This window comes from Bacillus sp. PK6-026 (genome assembly GCF_054161455.1).
Window position 1 is genome coordinate 404,525 of record NZ_CP096418.1, and the last position, 20,292, is coordinate 424,816.

General features: G+C 47.1%; 18 protein-coding genes. 10 read left to right on the forward strand and 8 right to left on the reverse strand.

What is annotated here, in order from left to right:
* Positions 1-39 precede the first annotated feature (39 nt).
* Both licC and licTE read left to right on the forward strand, forming a co-directional pair.
* On the forward strand, positions 40-3,888 hold the full coding sequence (gene licC, locus M1D59_RS02055; RefSeq protein WP_458117749.1) for a lichenysin non-ribosomal peptide synthetase LicC: 3,849 nt from the start codon (positions 40-42) through the stop codon (positions 3,886-3,888).
* A gap of 3 nt (positions 3,889-3,891) precedes the next feature.
* Positions 3,892-4,632, forward strand: a complete 741-nt coding sequence (gene licTE / locus M1D59_RS02060) for a lichenysin biosynthesis thioesterase LicTE (protein ID WP_145624619.1) — start codon at positions 3,892-3,894, stop codon at positions 4,630-4,632.
* A gap of 46 nt (positions 4,633-4,678) precedes the next feature.
* Here licTE and M1D59_RS02065 read toward each other — a convergent pair whose 3' ends face one another.
* Positions 4,679-5,590 carry a DMT family transporter gene (locus tag M1D59_RS02065; protein WP_020450109.1) on the reverse strand — a complete coding sequence of 304 codons (912 nt, stop codon included), beginning with the start codon at positions 5,588-5,590 and terminating at the stop codon, positions 4,679-4,681.
* Positions 5,591-5,725: 135 nt separating this feature from the next.
* Here M1D59_RS02065 and M1D59_RS02070 point away from each other — a divergent pair, with 135 nt between their 5' ends.
* Positions 5,726-7,075 (forward strand): aminotransferase-like domain-containing protein, encoded by a 1,350-nt coding sequence (locus tag M1D59_RS02070; protein ID WP_020450110.1) that lies wholly within the window; start codon positions 5,726-5,728, stop codon positions 7,073-7,075.
* Between the two features lie 11 nt (positions 7,076-7,086).
* Here M1D59_RS02070 and M1D59_RS02075 read toward each other — a convergent pair whose 3' ends face one another.
* Positions 7,087-7,767 carry a 4'-phosphopantetheinyl transferase family protein gene (locus M1D59_RS02075; RefSeq protein WP_020450111.1) on the reverse strand — a complete coding sequence of 227 codons (681 nt, stop codon included), beginning with the start codon at positions 7,765-7,767 and terminating at the stop codon, positions 7,087-7,089.
* 70 nt (positions 7,768-7,837) lie between these two features.
* Between M1D59_RS02075 and M1D59_RS02080 the strand changes: the two genes are divergently transcribed.
* On the forward strand, positions 7,838-8,653 hold the full coding sequence (locus M1D59_RS02080; protein WP_020450112.1) for an alpha/beta hydrolase: 816 nt from the start codon (positions 7,838-7,840) through the stop codon (positions 8,651-8,653).
* A 40-nt stretch (positions 8,654-8,693) separates the two neighbouring features.
* Entirely contained in the window at positions 8,694-9,560 is an 867-nt protein-coding gene (locus M1D59_RS02085; RefSeq protein ID WP_059231297.1) for an AraC family transcriptional regulator, read from the forward strand.
* A 27-nt stretch (positions 9,561-9,587) separates the two neighbouring features.
* Here the strand turns inward: M1D59_RS02085 and M1D59_RS02090 are convergent, their stop codons facing one another.
* On the reverse strand, positions 9,588-10,250 hold the full coding sequence (locus M1D59_RS02090; protein ID WP_020450114.1) for a YczE/YyaS/YitT family protein: 663 nt from the start codon (positions 10,248-10,250) through the stop codon (positions 9,588-9,590).
* Between the two features lie 365 nt (positions 10,251-10,615).
* Here M1D59_RS02090 and M1D59_RS02095 point away from each other — a divergent pair, with 365 nt between their 5' ends.
* Positions 10,616-10,804: a hypothetical protein gene (locus M1D59_RS02095; RefSeq protein ID WP_020450116.1), complete on the forward strand. Its 189-nt coding sequence runs from the start codon at positions 10,616-10,618 to the stop codon at positions 10,802-10,804.
* An 8-nt stretch (positions 10,805-10,812) separates the two neighbouring features.
* Here the strand turns inward: M1D59_RS02095 and M1D59_RS02100 are convergent, their stop codons facing one another.
* Positions 10,813-11,061, reverse strand: a complete 249-nt coding sequence (locus M1D59_RS02100; protein WP_020450117.1) for a hypothetical protein — start codon at positions 11,059-11,061, stop codon at positions 10,813-10,815.
* A 237-nt stretch (positions 11,062-11,298) separates the two neighbouring features.
* Here M1D59_RS02100 and M1D59_RS02105 point away from each other — a divergent pair, with 237 nt between their 5' ends.
* From M1D59_RS02105 to M1D59_RS02120, 4 genes are all read left to right on the forward strand, one after another.
* The gene (locus tag M1D59_RS02105) at positions 11,299-12,960 is read left to right on the forward strand and encodes a pyridoxal phosphate-dependent decarboxylase family protein (protein ID WP_458117750.1); all 1,662 of its coding nucleotides are present in this window, start codon (positions 11,299-11,301) and stop codon (positions 12,958-12,960) included.
* A 14-nt stretch (positions 12,961-12,974) separates the two neighbouring features.
* Positions 12,975-14,699, forward strand: coding sequence for a methyl-accepting chemotaxis protein (locus M1D59_RS02110; protein ID WP_020450119.1), 1,725 nt, complete (start codon positions 12,975-12,977; stop codon positions 14,697-14,699).
* Between the two features lie 384 nt (positions 14,700-15,083).
* Positions 15,084-15,737, forward strand: coding sequence for a TetR/AcrR family transcriptional regulator (locus M1D59_RS02115; RefSeq protein ID WP_035337257.1), 654 nt, complete (start codon positions 15,084-15,086; stop codon positions 15,735-15,737).
* Positions 15,738-15,782: 45 nt separating this feature from the next.
* Positions 15,783-16,247 carry a hypothetical protein gene (locus M1D59_RS02120; RefSeq protein WP_035337254.1) on the forward strand — a complete coding sequence of 155 codons (465 nt, stop codon included), beginning with the start codon at positions 15,783-15,785 and terminating at the stop codon, positions 16,245-16,247.
* Positions 16,248-16,311: 64 nt separating this feature from the next.
* Here M1D59_RS02120 and M1D59_RS02125 read toward each other — a convergent pair whose 3' ends face one another.
* The 4 genes from M1D59_RS02125 to M1D59_RS02140 all read right to left on the reverse strand — a co-directional run bounded on the left by M1D59_RS02125 (position 16,312) and on the right by M1D59_RS02140 (position 20,096).
* Complete coding sequence (locus tag M1D59_RS02125) at positions 16,312-17,055, reverse strand: amino acid ABC transporter ATP-binding protein (protein WP_003178866.1); 744 nt, start codon at positions 17,053-17,055, stop codon at positions 16,312-16,314.
* A 15-nt stretch (positions 17,056-17,070) separates the two neighbouring features.
* Positions 17,071-17,775 carry an amino acid ABC transporter permease gene (locus M1D59_RS02130; RefSeq protein ID WP_458117751.1) on the reverse strand — a complete coding sequence of 235 codons (705 nt, stop codon included), beginning with the start codon at positions 17,773-17,775 and terminating at the stop codon, positions 17,071-17,073.
* Positions 17,762-18,568, reverse strand: coding sequence for a cystine ABC transporter substrate-binding lipoprotein TcyA (gene tcyA, locus M1D59_RS02135; RefSeq protein ID WP_020450122.1), 807 nt, complete (start codon positions 18,566-18,568; stop codon positions 17,762-17,764). The genes M1D59_RS02130 and tcyA overlap by 14 nt, the downstream gene beginning before the upstream one ends.
* Positions 18,569-18,683: 115 nt before the next feature.
* Positions 18,684-20,096 (reverse strand): sigma-54 interaction domain-containing protein, encoded by a 1,413-nt coding sequence (locus M1D59_RS02140; protein WP_023855659.1) that lies wholly within the window; start codon positions 20,094-20,096, stop codon positions 18,684-18,686.
* Positions 20,097-20,292: the final 196 nt, after the last annotated feature.

Here is a 20,292-nt window from a genome sequence, read left to right on the forward strand (position 1 = left end):
CTTGTTAAGCGGGCGAGCCTATGAAAGGGGGATACGATTTTGAGCCAGTTCAAAAAAGAACATGTCCAGGACATATACTATTTGTCGCCGATGCAGGAAGGGATGCTGTTTCATACGCTGCTGCATCCGGGACAAGGCTTTTATATTGAACAAATCAGCATGCAGGTGAAAGGCTCTTTTCAAAAAGATATATTGGAAAAAAGCATGAATGTCATCATCGGCAGGTACGATATATTCCGAACCGTTTTCGTTCATGAAAAAATGAAACGTCCGGTTCAAGTCGTTTTAAAGGAAAGGTCGTTTCAGGCAGAAGAAATTGATCTATCAGGACTTTCTGAAGCAGAACAAAATAAGAGAATCGAAGATTATAAACGAAAAGATAAAGAAAAAGGGTTTAACCTCTCAAAAGACATTCCGATGAGAACCGCGGTTTTTAAAAAGGGACAGGACCGTTACGAATGGGTGTGGAGCTATCATCATATTCTTCTGGACGGATGGTGCTTCGGGATCGTCGTACAGGAACTGTTTGAAGTGTACAACGCGCTCCGCGAAAACAGGCTATACAGCCTCGGGCCCGTCAAACCTTACAAAGACTATATTAAATGGCTCGAAAGTCAGGACAAACAAAGATCGCTGGCTTACTGGGAACATCATTTAGCCGGATTCGAAGGGCAGACGACATTCAGCGAACAGCGGAAAAAACCGGAGCAAGCCGGCAATCAGCCGGAAGAACTGCTGTTTACACTTCCAAAAGAAGATACAGAAGTGTTCACACAGCTTGCAAAAGAGCATCATACCACGTTGAGCACGGCTCTTCAGGCGGTGTGGTCGGTGCTGCTCAGCCGCTATCAGCGATCCCGCGATCTGATCTTCGGTACAGTTGTGTCAGGCCGCCCCGCTGACATTCAAGGTGTCGAGCACATGGTCGGTTTGTTTATCAATGTCGTCCCGAAACGGGTAACCTTTGGCGCGCACACGACCTTTACGGAACTTGTCGCTAATTTGCAGAAGCAGGCGCTCGAAGCTGAGCCGCATCAATATATGCCGCTCTATGATATCCAAAGTCATATAGCAGCGCCGAACTTGATCGACCACATTATCGTTTTTGAAAATTATCCGCTGCAAGAAGCCAACAAACAGCACGAAGAAAAAAATCTCGGCTTCACAATGGATGATATCACCGTTTTTGAAAAATCGAATTATGATCTGAATTTGCTCGCCTCACCGGGGGAAGAAATGTTGCTGAAACTCGCATACAACAGGAATGTCTTCGAACCATCTTTCATCTTGCAGCTAAAAGAACAGCTATTGACAGCTATTCGCGAGATCATCAGAAATCCGGAGCAGCCGCTTGACGACATTTGTGTCGTATCCAAAAAGGAAAAAGAGCGCCTTCTCCATGAATTTAACGGTCAAGTCCAACGGAAGCAAACCGGGCTGATGATCCCGCAACGGTTTGAGCAATGTGCTGAAGCGCTCCCGGAACAGCCCGCGGTATCAGCGGCCGGGCGGACGCTGACATATCGGGAATTGAACGAACAGGCGAACAAGGTCGCGCATCTTTTGCGCAAAAAGAACGTCGGCCGCGGCGAACCTGTCGCTCTTTTGTTCCGTCGTTCGCCGGAAATGGTCATCGCGATACTCGCCGTCTTAAAAGCAGGGGGCGCCTATCTGCCGATTGACCCGGAATATCCTGAAGCGCGGATTCAGTATATGCTGGAGGACAGCGGGGCTGTTTGCATGCTGACACAAGAAGAGCTTGCCGGACATGCGGCGTCGTTTTCTTTTCATCAGAATACGATCTTGATCGACGATCCGGCGGTGTCTGCAGAAAGCGGGCGAAACCTTGAAATTGCCGCCGAACCGGACGACCTTGCTTATATCATGTATACGTCAGGCACAACGGGAAAACCGAAAGGCAATCTGACGACCCATGCCAATATTACAAGAGTTGTAAAAGAGACAAACTACATCAGCCTTTCCGAGAAAGACACCTTGCTGTCCCTTTCAAACTATGCGTTTGACGGCTTCACATTTGATGTGTACGGCGCGCTTTTAAACGGAGCAAAGCTGGTAGTGGCCGATCAGGCGACGATTCTCCATATCGGCAAGCTGACAGAAACGATTCAGAAGGAAAACATCACGGTCATGTTTGTGACAACGGCGCTGTTCAACCTCCTGGTCGATGCGGGAACAGAGTGGATGAAAGGGATTCGCAAAGTTCTGTTCGGCGGAGAGCGCTCATCTGTCAGCCATGTCAAGAAAGCATTTGCCGCCATGGGACCGGACAGGATCATTCATGTATACGGGCCGACGGAAACGACCGTCTTCGCGACGTTCTATCCGGTCAACCGCATTGAGGACAGCGCGGTTTCCATTCCGATCGGCAAGCCGATAAACGAAACCAATGCATACATTCTGACGGAAAATAACCGGCTTCAACCGATTGGAGCGGTAGGTGAATTGTGTCTGAGCGGTACAGGGGTATCGCGCGGCTATTTAAACAGGCCGGAACTGACTGCGGAAAAATTCGCGCCGCATCCGTTCAACAGCGGTGAAACGATGTACAGGACAGGGGATCTGGCCCGCTGGCTGCCGGACGGCAATATCGACTTCATCGGCCGGATCGATGATCAAGTGAAAATCCGCGGCCACCGAATTGAGCTCGGTGAAATCGAAGAGGAGCTGATGCGCTGTCAAGGCGTAAAGGAAGCCGTTGTAATCGCCAAGAAAAGCGGGAATGGGGATGCGGCGCTCACCGCCTATGTCGTCCCGGTGCGGGGAGCTGTGGTTTCGAACGAGGAGGTTCGCCGCCAACTGGCTCGGAATCTCCCGGCTTACATGGTGCCGGATGCATATATCATGCTTGAAGAGCTGCCGCTCACCGCAAACGGAAAAGTCAACCGCCGCCTTCTTCCTGAAGCAGATGGCCGGCCGAATCCAACAGAGCACCGTGCACCTCGCAATATGACGGAAGAAAAGCTTGCGATCATTTGGTCTGAGGTTCTCGGCAGACAGCAGATTGGAATAGACGAGAACTTTTTTGAAATCGGGGGACATTCATTGAAAGCTATGGCTGTCACCTCCCGGATGCTGAAAGACCTCGCCATCGATGTTCCGGTGAATGTGTTGTTTGAAATGCCCACAATCGAGGGCCTCGCGGCTTATATCGACCAGGGCGGACATGCGGATGACGTGAAAAAAACCGTCTTCAATCAGGAAAGCACCCGCCATTTGTTCGCATTCCCGCCTGTCCTCGGCTATGGCATCGTGTACGGCAAACTGGCCGAACAAATGCCGGAATATAAGATTCATGCGTTTGACTTTATAGAAAGCGATGACCGCGCCGTGCGCTACGCAGAAGCCATCTCCGGCCTTCAGCCAGAAGGGCCGCTGACATTGATCGGCTATTCGGCCGGCTGCGGACTCGCCTTTGAAGTGGCGCAAACACTCGAAAAGAACGGGCGGAAAGTCGAAAAGCTGCTGATGATCGATTCATATATGAAGAACGGTGTCAGCGATTTAGAAGGGCGGTCAATTGAAGCTGATACAGCTGCTCTGATGGAAGCCAACAAGGACAATGAATATATGAAAATCAAGACGGTTGCCGATGGCATCGCCAAAAAGATGGCAGCCTATTATTCTTACTTTGTTAACCTTGTCCATCAAGGAACGGTCAGCTGCGAGATTCACTTGATCAAATCAGAGCACGCGAAACCGCTCCCGGAATGGCTTTCGACGTGGAAAGAAGGAACGGAGTCTTCTTATGATGAATATCAAGGTGCTGGAAGACATGATGAAATGCTCGCGGACGTCTTTGTCAAAACCAATGCAGATCTGATCAGACAGATTTTGGGCGAACGTGCCGCTGTAATCGGGGGTGCATGATAAATGAACGAGATCATTAAGCAGTTTGGAGCGCCGGCAGGCGGCACGCAGTTGATCTGTTTCCCGTTTGCCGGGGGATATTCGGCATCATTCGGACCGCTTTATGAACATTTAAAAGCAGATTTTGAAGTACTGGCCATCGAACCGCCTGGACACGGAACAAATCGAATGGCGTTTGTCGACAATTTGGAAGAACTCGTCGATCTGTATATAGCGGTGCTCAAGCCGAGGCTCTCCGCTCCATTCGTACTGTTTGGCCACAGCATGGGCGGGATGGTTGTTTACAGGTTGACGCAAAAGCTTGAACAAGAAGGCATCTTTCCGGCAGCTGCGGTGATTTCAGCGATTCAGCCGCCTCATATTCAGCGGCAAAAAGTGTCTCACAAAAATGATGACGCATTTCTCGACCATCTCATCCAGCTTGGCGGAATACCCCAACAACTGAAAGATAACAGGGAAGTCATGAACTTTTTCCTGCCGTCATTCAGAGCGGACTACAGAGCGCTTGAGACGTTCTGCCATACGGATCATACGCCGCTCATGTCGCCTGTTCATATCCTGAACGGAGATCGCGATGAGAAATGCATGAAGGATGCGCATGGCTGGAAAAAGTGGGCGCGTACGATCGATTTCCACTATTTCAAAGGCGGCCATATGTATCTTTTAGCAAAAACGGAACAAGTAGCCGCGAAGATCAAAACGATTGCCGCGGCCAGCCGCAAGGAGGCCGGCCCGGCAATATAAAGAAAAACGGAAAATCGGTGTGTTGAAACAGCCGATTTTCCGTTTTTTAGCCTTTTTTCAGCCGACTTTCCGGCCTGACCATCGTCGCTCCGATCAGTCCGGCAATAATCATCCCCGTTCCTGCGAAGTGAAACCATTCAAGTGATTCTCCCAGCCATATGATCCCAGCCAAAATCGTCACCAGTGTCGCCAGATGATTAAACATGCTGATTTTCGCAGCTTCTATTTTTGAGAGAGCATAATTAGATAAAAATGATGTCGCAAACGATGACAACACGCCCAAATACAAAACCGAAAGAATAAACACCGGATCAGTGAAGGGAGCAAAAAATCCGCTCAGCGTGCCGTCTGCCATGTGACTGATCCCGGCGATGCCGTTGAAAAAGAGAAATCCCGCACCAGTGGTCACATATGTTAATTCAAGCGAATTGAAGGTGCGTGTCATCTTTCTCGCGAGCACACTGTAGCCCGCCGATGAAAGCGCCGAAAGCAAAATCAGCGCCGCCCCTCTCAAATCGGAGCTTCCGGTGCCTGCGCTTTTCATCATAAAGATGCAGGCCACCCCCGCCGCTGACAAGACGGTGAAAAAGAATTGCCGCTTCGTAAACCGTTCATTTAAAAAATAAGCGGCGAATATCATCGTAAAGATCGGGATCGCCGCTTGAATGATGCCGGCTTCAGACGAAGACGTGTAGACGAGCCCAAACACTTGAAAAGCAAAAAACATGACAGGATAAAATAAAGCTAAAGGCAGTACCTTCAGCGCATCTTTCATGCTGATGCCAATCTTTACCCATCCAAGCAGAAGGGGAAAAAGCGCGGCCAAAAAAGCGACCGTAAAGCGATGGGCCAGAATATCGACCGGATTCGCTGCAGTGAGAGCCAATTTGACAAAGAAAAAAGAAAACCCAATGATAAAAGCATAGAGCAAAGCTGCCGCATAAGCAGATTTGTTCAAAGTCGATCATCTCCGTTAAAGTATGCATGCAATACAGATATTTTACCGGCTTCTGTCATCTTATACGGAAGCGAAATCTGATACAATACAAAAAAACGGAATCTGTACCGTTACAGATTGGCGAAGGAGACGAACATGCACAAATATGTAGCGCTGATGAACGAATTGGAGGATATGATCGAAGACAAATCCTTTCAGGAAGGGGACAGGCTGCCGTCCATCCGCGAGCTGTCCGTACGCTTCAAAGTAAGCAAAAGCACGGTCATCAGGGCGTTTAGCGAGCTGGAGAGACAGCACCTCATCTACTCAGTGCCGAAAAGCGGCTATTACGTCGTGAAAAAAACGAATCAGCGACCAAATCCCGGAAAGGCTGTGATCGATTTCTCAGCATCTGCTCCTGATCCTGATGTCTTTCCATACATCGATTTTCAGCATTGCATCAATAAAGCCATTGACACATACAAAAACGATCTGTTTATCTATGGGACGCCGAAAGGTCTTCCGTCATTAATCGAGGCCATACAAAAAGAGCTTGCCAACGGCCAGGTGTTTGCGAAAGAGGAACACATTTTTATTACATCAGGCGTGCAGCAGGCCCTCGCTCTGCTCGCTTCAATGCCTTTTCCCAACCGGAAGCGGAAAATTCTGATCGAACAGCCGAGCTATCATTTACTGATTCAATACCTTGAAGTTCACGGCATACCCGCAATCGGCATCGAGAGAACCGCTGAGGGCATCGATATGGACGAGCTGGAGCAAATTTTCCAAACCGAAGACATCAAATTCTTTTATACGATGCCGAGATTCCACAATCCGCTCGGGACTTCCTATACGGAACGGGAAAAAATGGCCATCGTCAAGCTGGCGGAAAAGTATGACGTCTATATCGCCGAGGATGATTTTTTAGGAGATTTGGAGAATCATAAAAAGGCGGACCCGTTACATTATTATGACGTTTCTTCACACGTCATTTATTTGAAAAGTTTCTCCAAGATTATTTTTCCGGGTCTGCGGGTCGGAGCCGCTGTGCTGCCCGATTCTCTGACAGATGTGTTCAACCGGTACAAACAGCTGCTCGACATTGACAGTTCCATGCTGTCTCAGGCCGCTTTGGAGATCTATTTGAAGAGCGGGATGTTTGAAAAGCATAAGCAAAAGATCCGTTCTTCCTATCAAAAAAGATCATGCCTTCTGCATGATCTGCTAAAAGAATGTGCCGCGTCACTGGGGGATGTGCTTGAATTCCATCCACACGGCCATCCGGCCATCCACACCCACATCGAATTGGACCGGACGATCCCGGCGTCCCGTCTGATCAAAAGCTTACAAAAACGGAACGTCCTGCTCGAACCGGTAAACGCTCATTATATGTCGGCCTTTCCAAAAAGAAATCTATTAAAAATCAATACGTCCAATGTAAAGGAAGACGACATCCGCCGCGGCATCGACCGCTTGCGGCAAGCGGTGGAAACCGCTTATTTTTAGAGCGGAACTTTTTAAAGCGTTGACAGTTCAGCGCAGCTTTTCATCACAATGCGGTCTGGAAATTCAGGTGCGGCGGAACACACCGCCATTTTATAGCCTGGGTCAATTTCATAGGCTTGGATATAGCAAGGCGGATAGCCTGGGGGAGTTTCCACCGAAGCGCGTCCTTGTTCGTTCAGTTTGACGGAGAAGGAATCAAGCGGCAGAGACAGGCCTTTTCCCGCCTGTTTGATAAAGCTTTCTTTCATCGTCCACAAATGATAGAAATACGACAGGCGCTCTGAGTCGTCCTTTTCCATGAGATCATGGTGCTCTGAAGGAGAAAAAAACCGCTCGGCAATGTCGAAATTGATCGGCTTGATTTTTTCGACATCCACTCCGATCGGCTTGGTGCCAGCTCCGCACACGATCCAGTTTCCGGAGTGGGAAATGTTGAAATGAAAGTCGTTCAGACCTTCAGCAGCCGGTTTGCCGTACCTTCCTTCCGTAAAACGGATCTGATCGTTCGGTAAATGAAACGTTTCACTGATGATGTGCCTCGCCAGCACTTCCCCGATCAGCGTCCTGCTGGCATCTTCGGGATATCTGTATCTGCCCACTTTTTTGCGCTTTTCTTCAGACACCATGGCCATCATTCGGTTAAATTGGCCGGCTTCCGGCAGCTGATCCATATAAACGGCGTAAATCTTCATCAAATGCAACCTCTTCACATGATATTTTTTCTGCTTTCATTTTAGCAAACAGGCAGCAGGAAAGATAGGCATGATACCTGTGCAGAATGGAGTGATGAACATGATAGACGGAACATTGATAAAAGATACATACTTCGGGAGGGAGCTTTTGATCTATCTTCCTCCTTCATACGGAAGCAGTAATAACCGCTATCCCGTCCTATACGTACACGATCTGGGCGATTTGTTCGATCCGGCACACAGCGGCAGTTTGCCCTCAATCGAAAAGCTGTTTTCGAATCAGGAAGTGCCGGAATTGCTGCTGGTCGGAGTGGCTCCGAAAGACAGGGAAAGCGAATACACGCCTTTTCCCAAACCGCATTTGCTGCCGAATAAACGGGCGTACGGCGGGAAGGGCAACGAATATGCCGCTTTTTTGGCCAATCGGCTTAAGCCCTATATCGACAGGCGCTACCGAACAAATCCAAGCCGTGAACATACAGGAATCATCGGAAAGTCGTTCGGCGGATTGATCTCGGTTTACACGGCGTATTTAGCATCTAAGACATTTGGGAAAATCGGATCTTTGTCAGGGTCTTTCTGGTTTGAAGGAATGACCGAGTTTATGAAGAATAACCGCTTTGAAAATGAGCATCTGCGCATTTATATGGATGTTGGAAGCATGGAAGGAGCAGACAGGGATAATCTGCAGAAGGAGATGATACCGAGGACGAAGGAAGCCTTCAGCCTGTTAACCGAAAGCGCCGCCTTCGAAAAAGAACTGAAGTTTGTCATTGATGAAGGAGGCTCACATCGGCTTGAGAGGTTTGCGAAGCGTTTTCCGGAAGCCGTCAAATGGCTGTTCGGCTCCTGTCACAACAACGCACGGAATGACCGGAATTTCTGATTGGCATGAAGTATCGTTGTAAATGAGAGGAGCGGAAACAATGGACATTCTGAATCGTTTGGCTGAAAGCATCGATTATATTGAAAAGCATTTGGATCAGCCGCTGAAACACGAAGAAATCGCCCAAATCGCATACTGTTCGAAATTTCATTATCAGCGGATGTTCTACATGCTGACGGGTGTTACCCTTGCCGATTACATTCGGAAAAGAAGGCTGACAGTCGCCGCGCAGGAGCTGGCTGCTTCACATATAAAAGTGGTTGATGCTGCTTTTAAATACGGCTACAACACACCGGAATCATTTTCAAAGGCATTCAGCCGCCTTCACGGTATCAGCCCTTCACAGGCCCGTGAAAAAGGCAGGACGCTCAGGGCATTTCCGCGTCTATCCTTTCATATTCAAATAAAGGGAGTGGAGGATATGAATTACAAGATTGTTGAAAAAGAACCGTTTCAGGTGATCGGCAAAGCGTTGGAGGTTACGGTGAAGGATGATCAAAACAAAAAGGACATTCCGGCTTTTTGGAACGAATTAAATCACAACGGCTTTACCGATTCTTTAAAGCCGGATATCGGCCCGCTCGGCTTCCTTGGCGTCTGCATGGATTTTAACGATCAAGCCGATACGTTCAATTATGTCATCGGGGTCGAAAAAACAACCGCCGATACGCCTGCCGGCTGTGTCGGAAAATCGATTCCCGCCGCAACTTGGGCCGTATTTGAGGCCATCGGTCCCGTCAATCCGGCTGTTCAAGCCACATGGGAAAGAATCTTCTCAGAATGGTTTCCGGCGACGGGCTATGAACTGGCGAACGCGCCGCAATTTGAAGCCTATCCTGAGGACGGGGATATTATGGCGCAAGACCATATCACCGAAATTTGGATACCGGTGGTAAAACAGAAATAATCTGAACGAGAAAAACGGATGAAACGCTCATCCGTTTTTTTTCAGCGACATATGTACAGGCTTGGCAGCTCTGATGCGCCTTCCTGTCATAGCTGTTTTTAAAAGCTGTTTGGACTGAGGCAAAGAAAACCGCAAAATCAGGCCTGTTAAAATGGCGGTTAAAACAGTGCCGATGCCGATCGGCCCGCCGAGCAGCCAGCCGATCAGTAAAATCGTCAGCTCCATTCCGTTGCGGACCCACTGAACGTTCCAGCCCGTTTTCTCGGAAATCAAAAGCATCAGGGAGTCGCGCGGACCCGCACCAAGATCTGCCGACACATAAATGCCGACTCCGTAACCGATAAAAATGACGCCGATCACGAATACGACAGTGCTTGAAATATACGTTTCCGGGTCTGGAAGAATATAAGTAAAGAAATCTATAAAAATACCGATTAACAGCATATTAAGCACGGCGCCGATTTTCGGCCATGCTTTTGTAAATAAGGACGTTAAACCTACGATAACCGCCCCGACAATAATCGCCCATTGGCCGACTGTAAGGCCCAAAAGCATATACAACCCGTAGTGAAATGCATCCCAAGGACCGATGCCGAGCACTTTCCCTTCAATCGTAAGAGAAACCCCAAAAGACAAAACAATCAATCCGACAAAATAAAAAAGCCAGCGCAAAACAAGTTCCCGCTTCAATGGATTCCCCTCTTTTCAAAAAAACAATCGATTGTCATTGTATCACATTCTTCAGAACGGATAAATGCGGATTTCGGAATGCGGCTCTTCAATTTACATAATTATGATTATATTCCAATTGATGAAAATGATGTATGATAGCTGTAGAGATACATTTTCCATTGTGGAGGGGAGAAATTCAGAGTCTGATAAGGGTCCTGGACCCTTTTGTTTCTTTCGAGGAAGCATCATCTGCCAGTTCTATTCGACAGAGCCAATGGGCGAACCGAGCGCTTGGGCCGTTCTTGTAGGCTGGCTCTTTGCTGTCATTGCGGTTCAGCAGTTTGCAGGGAAAAAACAGCAGATGTTATGAAAAAAGGAGGGGAATGGCGTTGATTTTTTTAGTAAGGCTGATCTGTCTTTCCGTTTTAGCCTGTCTCGCACTGTTGCTTATATTGAACTATGCACCTTTTCTGGCGATGCCCGTTTGGATTGCTTTGATCATTGCCTTGATCGTCTGTCTGTATCTTGCCTTTAAAGAGGAAACGAAGGAATGGAGAAGACGAAAGCACTAAGTTTTTCTTCAGCGTTTTTTCTTGAATGAAAGAACATTTGCCAAAACGAAATAGATGATGGCCGTCCCGGACACAAACAAAAAAAATTCTTTCCACTCTCTTGCCGTCATGTATACAAAGCGGCAGATCTCGAGATGTTCATCCAAGTAAAAAGCCTGGGTATATGCGCTGACTATCATGCCGGTAAAGACGAATAGGCCGACCATATTGAGCAGCATTCTCATACTGAATGTTTTTTTCTCATTTTCTTGTTTCATTTTAAAGAAATCCTTTCCAATATGAATTTATCATTCTATTGTACGGAAATAGCGCTCAAATGTTTCGAAAACTTCTTAATATATCGTTAAGAAGTTTTTTTATTTAAAAGAAAATGTAAAAGATTAAACAATTTCATGAACTTTTTGAGCGAAGGCCTAAAAATATAGGAATATTATACCGATATGGCAAGTGAAAACTTTTTCCGAAATATTAAAGACAAGGCAGGAGAGAAAATCATGCAGCAACGCAATACACCGGATGTACAGAAATGGTTTCCGAGCGAGGACGGAAATGAAGCGAAAAGACATGAATTCCTATCATTGATTGAACAGCTGATCGAGGGAGTGGACGAGCTGAAAAATCCAGATCAGGTCAACCTTGGCGGCGAGAAGAACCGTGAGGGCTTCTTTTATGAAAAGCTGGTCGCAGAGAGCCGGATTCCGCACGAAGGTGCGCCGATGAAAGAGGTCAACGAAGAGCTGTTGAAGCTGTTGCACGGCCATCCGTATCATACCAAATACTTTTTCACAAACATTCTGCCGATGGCGAGCATCCCGGGGATATTAGGCATGCTTACGGCGTTCATGGTCAATGGGAACAACCTGTGGGATGTGTACGGTCCAGCCGGAGCGGAGGCGGAAGTGAAAGTTACGGCGATGATGTCAAAGCTTGCGGGGTATGATGCCGAAACAAGCGGAGGCTACACGACGTGGGGAGGACAAGGTGCGGTATACAGCGGCCTCAGAATCGCGATTGCCAAAATGGCGCCGTCATCGCTGAAAGAAGGGGTTCCCGGCAATTTCTACGCGTTTTGTTCTGAAGCGGCTCATTACAGCTTGTATAAGTCAATGGAAGCCGCAGGACTCGGGAGCGATCATTTAATTAAAGTCAAAACAAATCTCGACCATTCCATGGATACGGAAGATTTGCGGGCGAAGCTTAGACAAGTCTGCGAAGCCGGGGGGATTCCCGTTTATATCGTAGCTACAACAGGAACGACAGATGCGATCGGCATCGATGATGTGAGCGCTGTCCGCCGTGCGGCTGAAGAAACGGCGAAAAGCTTCGGGCTGCCGGTTCCGCATATCCACGCCGATTCCGCCCTGGGAGGATTTTTTGCCTTTTTTAATGAGTACGATCTGAATGAGAACGCTTTATCCTTCAGTCCCGGTGTTCTTAGCATGATCAAGCCGATTCAGGAAAAAATGAGGCATCTGCACGCAGCCGATTCGCTTTGTTTTGATTTTCAGAAGCTCGGACAGACGCCTTATGTGACGAGCCTGTTTCTTGTGAAAGATCGCAATGACTTAAAACGGATCGATCTGGATCCTGATGAGACGCCGTATGTCGGCCACCGCGGCTATGGGGACTACCATACGGGCTACACGCTGGAATGTTCGCGCATGGCCAGTTCGATCAGTATGTACAGCGCGTTGATGGCATTTGGCTATGAAGGCTATCAAAAGCTGCTCGGACAGTTTCTTGAAGTCAACCTGCATTTTAGGGAACAGCTTTCTCAGCAGATTCCGGAGGCCGATATTGTGAACCCGGACAACTTCGGCATGTCTACGCTGTTTCGCATTTATTCTGAAGGTGCCCCTAGATTTGAAGACGAAATTTCGGGAGCATGCACCATTCAAGAGCTGGAAAGAAACAATGCACTCACTGAAAAACTATTTGAAAAGCTCGGAACAAAAAGGGACAAGATGTTTTTTGGCGATACGAAAAAGCACTTGCTTGTGAAATCCTGTGAAGGGACTGAGATACCGCTTTGCGTCAGCAAATTTTTCGTCATTTCTCCGTATACCATGCCTGAACATGTCCCGGGAATTATCGATTATTTAAAAGAAAATATTGAGGAAGTCTGCCGGGAGCATGGATCTCTCATGACAAATTAAAGGGGATATAGACGATGAAAACGTTGAAGAAAAAGCTAACAGAACACATTTCAGTCAAAATTATGATTGGCGTCGCCTTAGTGCTTTTAATCACGATCGCATCATTTTCAGCTGTGTTTACTTATATCAGCAAAGACTTGTCAGAGCAGCTGAGACAGCAGTTCCAAAACCGTCTTTATACCGATATTCATCTTGCTGAAAACCAAATCAAACGTCTGGACGGGAATCCGCTTGAAATCGATTCTGCGGACAATCCGCTTTACAAGCAGACAAAAATGGCTGTGGACAGCCTGAAAAAGAAAAACAATCTTGAAAATATCTATATCCTTTCCAATGAGGGCGGGAAGGAGCGGATTCTCGTGCTGTCGGATACGTCCGATGATTTCGGCACGGATTACAGTTTTTCTCCTGAAATGAAAGAAGCCTTAACGACAAACAAAGAGACGGTAAGCGACGTGTATGAGGATGAATACGGCATTCACCAGTCGATTTTTCAGCCGCTTGAGAACAGCTCCGGCGAAAAGGTGGGAATTTTGGGGATCGATCTTGATGCTTCCGTGATTCCGGCGACGGCTGCAAAAGCGAAGTGGTATACAATTGCGATCGCAGCATTTGTCTTGCTGCTCGGAATGGCCATGGCCTATTTTCTCGGTTCTTTTATCGCGAAGCCGATCAGGCAGCTGATGAAGGCATCAGAAAAAATTGCCGACGGCGATCTGTCGGCCGACATTTCTGTCAAGAGCCGTGATGAAGCCGGAAAGCTTGCCGAATCGTTCAAGCGGATGAGCGAAAATTTACAACAATTGATTGGACAAATTTCAGCTTCCTCTGAAGAGGTATCCAAGACGAGTCTCCAGCTGAAAAATGTATCGGCTGAATCGAGCGAAAGCGCGGCCCAGGTGGCTGAATCGATGAACAGCATGAGCGAGGGGATCAACGAAGTGGTCTCGTCCGTTTCGGATTGCCACACATCGGCTGCCGAAATCGATCATCAGCTTACACACGTCACAGAAGAAGTGAACGAGATGAAGAACGTTGCCGAAGGCGTCAGCAAGGATTCCAAGACCGGACAGGAGCTTGTCGAAGAAACATTGCGGCAGACCCAGACGATTAAAAACGTGATGGAAGAGTCCAAACAAGCAGCAGCAGAGATGCAAAACCATACCGAAGAAATTGAAAAAGTCATCGGAATGATTTCCTCTATTGCCGAACAGACGAATTTGCTGGCGCTCAATGCTTCAATTGAAGCCGCCCGGGTCGGTGAAGAAGGCCAGGGCTTTGCTGTTGTAGCGGGAGAAGTCAGAAAGCTTTCTGAACGCTCGGCAGATGCCGCTTTATCCGTTTCCCAGCTTGTGGCGGGCACACAGGAGAGCAGCCGGCTTGTCATGGAACGCATTCAGGAAGGAAACGCAGCGGTTGACAAAGGGCAAATATTAATCAACGGCACTTACGAGAACTTTTCAGGAATTTTTAAAGGGATCTCTCAATTTGCCGAACGGACCGATCAGTTGCTTCAGTCTTTGTTAAAAGTCGAAAAATCGTATCAAAACATTTCGGCTGCGATGGAACAGATTTCCGCCGTTACCGAAGAGCAGGCGGCAGGTTCTGAGGAAGTCGCGGCAGCAGCGGAGCAGCAAAGCGCCGGCATGCAGGAAATCGCATCGGCCATTCAGCAGCTCTCCGCTTTGTCGGAAGAATTGAATCAAGCGGCATCCAAGTTTAAACTGGCCGCAGAATAAAAAAGAACAGCCTGATCCAGAGAGATCAGGCTGTTTTGTTGTGTCGACAAACCTTTTTCAGTTTGAATAAATGAGGCGGCAAAAAATGAATAAATAAATCTTTGATTCAAGCGTTATTCGAACCGTTCAACTTCTTAACGGATTCCTAGGGAAGATGTAGAGGTTTTCTACTAGCAGAGACTTGACAATAAAGAGTTTAATTTCGTCGCGGTTGGGCGAGTTTTACTTATCAATCGGAAGCAGTGACGGTCGAGTTGATTCCTTTTACTACCGAAGCTACTAAACGCCCAAGAGACCGTAATGGTATTTCCTTTTGTTGACAGTTTCTCGATATTCTTTTATAATGTTGATTGACATGAATGTCAATGAAAAGAGGTTTTTTTCTTGTCACCACGTACAAAGGAACAGAATGAAGAAATTCGAAGACAGCGGAAACAGGAAATTTTACGAGCAGCCATCTTGGTGTATGCTGAAAAAGGGTACTCAGCTACCGAAATTGGCGATATTGCAGCACAGGCTCGCCTGGCGCGTGGGTTGGTGTATCACTATTTTAAGAACAAGCAAACCTTGTTCCGTGAATTGTATGAGGATATAATGGCCCAGACCAAGCAGAAGACGGTGTCTCACTTTCAGCAGGATAGGCCTCCTTTGGAATTATTAAGCGAGTATGCACGATTAGTATGCATGCAGGTTTTGAAGGAACCAGCCCTTTCACGTTTTTACATGAGAATCAGTCTAGACATTCATTTGCTGTATACCGAAGAACAGCTTTCTCCTTTTGAATGGGTAAAAGCATTTATTGAACCCATCGCTTCGGTCATTGAACAAGGCATGCAACAAGGTTCGATACGGCAAGGAAGTGTAAATCTTATGGCTATGCAATTCTGGGGAGCCATATCACAAGGTATGAACTACTTAGGGCAACTGCAGCAGGAGCAACAACAAAAAGGAACAGCAGAGCAAACAGAAAATCATCAGTTGATGACTGTTATAATGGAAGTTACAGAAACTGCTTTATCTATCGTAAGAGCAGAGTGAATTTTTTATTAACATTTGTGTAAGTCAAAAGAAAGGATGTGGATAATGACATTAGTAACGATAACACAAGCGGAGTTTGATACATTAAGCGATGAGAGGCTCGGATGGGTATGTGTTGAGTCTACCCTACTAAGTATTCGTGGAAAGGATGCCGCGGCAAAATCAGAAGCGATTACTAGTTTGAACAGGAGTCAGCAGGCCCTGTGCATGTTTAGGGTTTTCTATGACCATGCAAAGGACTCCGCCCAAGAGTTTTACTCCTGGGTGTCCTATTTATTGCAGGCACCGGGATATTGGACAGGTGTGACCGGGGCTTTGCGCTATTTCGGTGATGAAAACCTGTTGAAGCTACTCGAAGATACAAAGCAGGTTATTGAAATTAATGGGCACAATGCTGATACAATGAATGAGTTATACGAGCGGTTCCAAGGGATCGTTTCCGGCAGTCTGAAAAGAATTAGTTCTTTCATCCGGTCTAATCCACAGGACTTCGTCATTCTAGCAAAATAATTCGAGATTTGATTGAACGTAAAAAATGACAAACCCCTGATCTTGTCAGATCAGGGGGTCATGTTTATACAGGATTCAAAATCCGGTTTAAAAACTGTTTTGTTCGTTCTTCCTTAGGGGCTGAGAAAATTTGTTCAGGCGGACCCTGTTCGACGATGACGCCGCCGTCGATAAAGACGACTTCGTCTGCGACATCCTGCGCGAATTTGATTTCGTGGGTGACGACAACCATCGTCCAGCCCTCATTTGCAAGGTCTTTCATGACTTTCAGCACTTCACCGACCAGCTCGGGATCAAGCGCCGATGTGGGTTCGTCAAAAAGCATCAGTTCTGGCTTGATGGCCAGAGCGCGGGCGATCCCGACGCGCTGCTGCTGTCCCCCGGAAAGCTGGAATGGATAAAGGTCCATTTTGTCTTCTAGGCCGACCTTTTGCAGAAGCTGAACGGCTTCCTTTTTGACTTCTTCTTTATTGCGCTTTTGCACTTTTACCGGCCCTTCCATCACATTTTCAAGCACGGTGCGGTGCGGGAACAGGTGATAGGCCTGAAACACCATTCCCGACTTTCTCCGCAGTCGAAGGAGGTCAGCCGGTTTATTTTTCTTGGAAAAATCGATGGTAAAATCGTCAAAAGAAAGAATGCCGCGGTTCGGAATTTCCAAAGCGTTCAGGCAGCGAAGCAGCGTCGTCTTGCCGGAACCGGAAGGCCCTAAGATGGCGATCACTTTTCCTTTTTCGATGTTCAGGTCGATTTTTTTTAAGATCTCGTTTTCGCCGAAGGATTTATTCAGCCCTTTGATCGCAAGCATTGTCTATTTCCCTCCTTACCTGGCCACATACCGGTCCAATCGCCGTTCAATCTGCTGCTGAACAAGCGCGAGAACAAAGCAGATGATCCAATAGATGAATGCGGCTTCCATATAAATGATTAAAATTTGGTCTAGATTGCTGGCCCCGATTTCCTGGGCTTTCCGGAATAATTCAGCAACAAGAATTTGTGACGCAAGCGATGTGTCTTTAACCAAGCTGATGAATGTATTGGATAATGGCGGAATCGACACGCGTACAGCCTGCGGCAGGATGACCCTGGTAAGGGCCGTTTTTTGAGTCATTCCAATCGAATAAGCCGCTTCCCACTGCCCTTTCGGAACGGAAAGGATGGAAGCCCTGATGATTTCCGAAGCATATGCGCCGACATTTAATGAAAAGGCAATGATCGCGCTCGGAAACGGGTCAATCGTGATTTGAAATGCTGGAAACAAGTAAAAAACAATGAATAGCTGAACGAGCAGCGGCGTTCCGCGGATCGCTGAGACATAAATGCCGAAAACCGCTCTTAAAATGCGGGATTTGGACATTCTCGCCAGCGCCGTGATCAATGCGATGATCATACCGAATATAAAAGAGAGAATGGCAAGGGGAATCGAGTAATAGATTCCCCTTAAAAAGATCGGCCAAAATGATTCACGCACAAGATCCCAGGGGATCGCCGCGCCGATGGCCGCCGCTTGTATATTATTTAGAAACATCTTCGCCAAACCATTTCTTCGCTATTTTCGCGAGTGTGCCATCCTCTTTCATGTCTTTCAGCGCGGAGTTGACCTTGTCAACCAGCTCGCCGCTTCCTTTGCGGAAAGCAAAATGCGTAGTTTGCGGCTCGCCTGTTTCAAAAGCGACTTTCAGGTTTTTGTTTCCTGATGTCTTCAAATAGTTCAGCACCGCCAGTTTATCGTTAAAGGTGAGGTCGACACGGCCCTGCTGAATCAACTGAAACGCTTGAGCCATTCCTTCCACGCCTTCGATTTCAGCGCCGGCGTTTTTCGCAAGGTCATTATAGTTGCTTGTCAAAGATTGTGCAGCTTTTTTCCCTTTGACGTCCCCTTCAGCTTTTATATCGTTGTTGTCCGCTTTTGTGACAACGACGGCTTGGGAAGTTGTATATGAATCGGAAAAATCATACTGATTTTCACGGTCTTTTTTCCCGACTTGGTTGGCAACGACGTCAAAACGCTTGGAGTTGAGGCCGGCAAACATGCTGTCCCACTGCGTTTCTTTAAATTCAGCTTTCAGGTTGAGGCGCTTGGCGACTTCCTGCATCACTTCGACATCATAACCTGTTAATTGATCTGTTTTTTTATCGTGGAATGTAAATGGTTCGTACGTTCCTTCAGTACCGACGGTCAAAACGCCTTTATCTTTAATTGAAGACCAGAGGCTGTCGCCTGCTGCGTTTTTATCCTTGGAATTGTCCCCTGACGCGCCGCATGCGGCCATCACGGTGATCAACAGCGTCAGTAATACAGCGAATATTGCTTTCTTCATTTTATTCCCCACTTTTCTGATTGGATTTAGTTGATATGATTGTACTTAACGGTCTTACAAAAGTAAAGCATAAACCTTTTTTAGTATGAGTCAAGAAATTCGTTTTTAGTGATAATCATTCTGATTCCTGATCAAAACGGATCTTCCATTTTTTAAGCCTGTATTGCAGGCTCTGCCTGCTGATCCCCAGAACCCGCGCAGCTTGGGACACATTGTAATTGCATTTTTTAACGGTTTTTTGAATATAATACTTTTCGGCATTCTCGATTTGTTCCTTCAAAGGAGCTGCCGAGACGGAAGGAAGCGGGGCGAACAGATCATAGCCCTGCTGCGGCAGCTGCTTTTTTGCCGCTGGTTTTGTCCTGTATTGCAATGGAAGGTGCGTCAGCTCGAGTTTGTCTTCGTAAGACATCAAATTCATGGCGCCTTCAATTAAATGTTCAAGTTCTCTGACGTTTCCCGGCCAATCGTATGAAAGCAGAAACCGCTGCACCTCTTCTTCAAAACCTTTGACCTCCATTTGGAACAATGCGTTGTATTTGTCGATAAAATGCTGGGTGAGCGGCATGATATCTTCCTTTCGATCTTTTAATGGAGGAATGAACAAGGTGACGACACTCAGCCTGTAATACAAATCTTTTCGCAGTCTTTGCCCGCTGACCGCGTCGACTGGATCTTCGTTCATCGTCGCGATGATCCTGACATCGATCGGAGTATCCTTCGAAGCGCCGATCCGCCTGATCGTTTTTTCTTGAATCGCGCGCAAAAGCTTTGCCTGCAAGCTGAAGTCCAAAGAATTGATCTCGTCAAGGAGAAGTGTGCCGCCGTCTGCTTGTTCGAAAAGACCCGGGCGATCGACGGCACCCGTGAATGCGCCTTTGGCCGTACCGAATAAAAGGCCTTCGACGAGGCTTTCCGGGAGGGCTGCGCAGTTTTGTGAGATGAATGGGCCAGTCGACCGCTGGCTTCCGTTATGTATACTTTGGGCGAACAGTTCTTTTCCGGTTCCGGTGTCGCCGACGATGAGAATGGAGGAAGAGGTCCGGGTCGCCCGCTTTGCATGTTCAATGACTTCCTTGAACGCCGGGCTGACGCCGATCAGACTGTCAAACGTATACTTTGTGTTTTCTGTTTTGTTCATATTTTCTCTGATCAGCCGTTCAAGCTTTGTGACATCTTTGGCAATCTCAACCGCTCCTTTCGTATTCCCGTTTTCCATAATGGGAAACGTATGATTGACGGTCGTAATTTCCTGGCCCTTGTTATTGAAGTAGGTCTGCTTGACGTTTTTGTTCGTTTTCCCGTGATGCAGCGCCTGCAGGAGAGTGCTGTCATATTGGCTGGCAAAGGTAAACACGTCCAGCACGTTTTTGCCGAGCACATCGTTGACATCCATCCCTTCAATCTGGCTCATTTTTTTGTTATAGACAACAGATGTGCCGTTTTCGTCGACGACATGCAAGCCGATATCGATTTCATCTATAATTCTTTGAAAAATAAGCTTGAGTAAATCATAATTCTTCAGCAAGTGACATCCCCCTTTGTTCGTAACTGTCTCTCCATTGTAAGTGAAGATTTGATAAGGGTGCAAAAAAATATGCATTTATTTTTGCACCTTTGAATAAAAACCGCAAAATTTTTTGCGAATTATACATGCAATGTTCTGAAAATTTGCGGTTTTAAGATTGGCACGATCCTTGCATATAAAATAGTGTGAAACAAAA

Coding starts and splice junctions, on each gene's coding strand:
- M1D59_RS02125 (WP_003178866.1), bottom strand. CDS start 17,055: ATGCTTGCGATCAAAGGGCTGAATAAATCCTTCGGCGAAAACGAGATC.
- M1D59_RS02075 (WP_020450111.1), bottom strand. CDS start 7,767: ATGAAGATTTACGCCGTTTATATGGATCAGCTGCCGGAAGCCGGCCAA.
- M1D59_RS02120 (WP_035337254.1), top strand. CDS start 15,783: ATGACATTAGTAACGATAACACAAGCGGAGTTTGATACATTAAGCGAT.
- licTE (WP_145624619.1), top strand. CDS start 3,892: ATGAACGAGATCATTAAGCAGTTTGGAGCGCCGGCAGGCGGCACGCAG.
- tcyA (WP_020450122.1), bottom strand. CDS start 18,568: ATGAAGAAAGCAATATTCGCTGTATTACTGACGCTGTTGATCACCGTG.
- M1D59_RS02080 (WP_020450112.1), top strand. CDS start 7,838: ATGATACCTGTGCAGAATGGAGTGATGAACATGATAGACGGAACATTG.
- M1D59_RS02110 (WP_020450119.1), top strand. CDS start 12,975: ATGAAAACGTTGAAGAAAAAGCTAACAGAACACATTTCAGTCAAAATT.
- M1D59_RS02100 (WP_020450117.1), bottom strand. CDS start 11,061: ATGAAACAAGAAAATGAGAAAAAAACATTCAGTATGAGAATGCTGCTC.
- M1D59_RS02070 (WP_020450110.1), top strand. CDS start 5,726: ATGCACAAATATGTAGCGCTGATGAACGAATTGGAGGATATGATCGAA.
- M1D59_RS02095 (WP_020450116.1), top strand. CDS start 10,616: ATGGCGTTGATTTTTTTAGTAAGGCTGATCTGTCTTTCCGTTTTAGCC.
- M1D59_RS02130 (WP_458117751.1), bottom strand. CDS start 17,775: ATGTTTCTAAATAATATACAAGCGGCGGCCATCGGCGCGGCGATCCCC.
- M1D59_RS02085 (WP_059231297.1), top strand. CDS start 8,694: ATGGACATTCTGAATCGTTTGGCTGAAAGCATCGATTATATTGAAAAG.
- M1D59_RS02105 (WP_458117750.1), top strand. CDS start 11,299: ATGCAGCAACGCAATACACCGGATGTACAGAAATGGTTTCCGAGCGAG.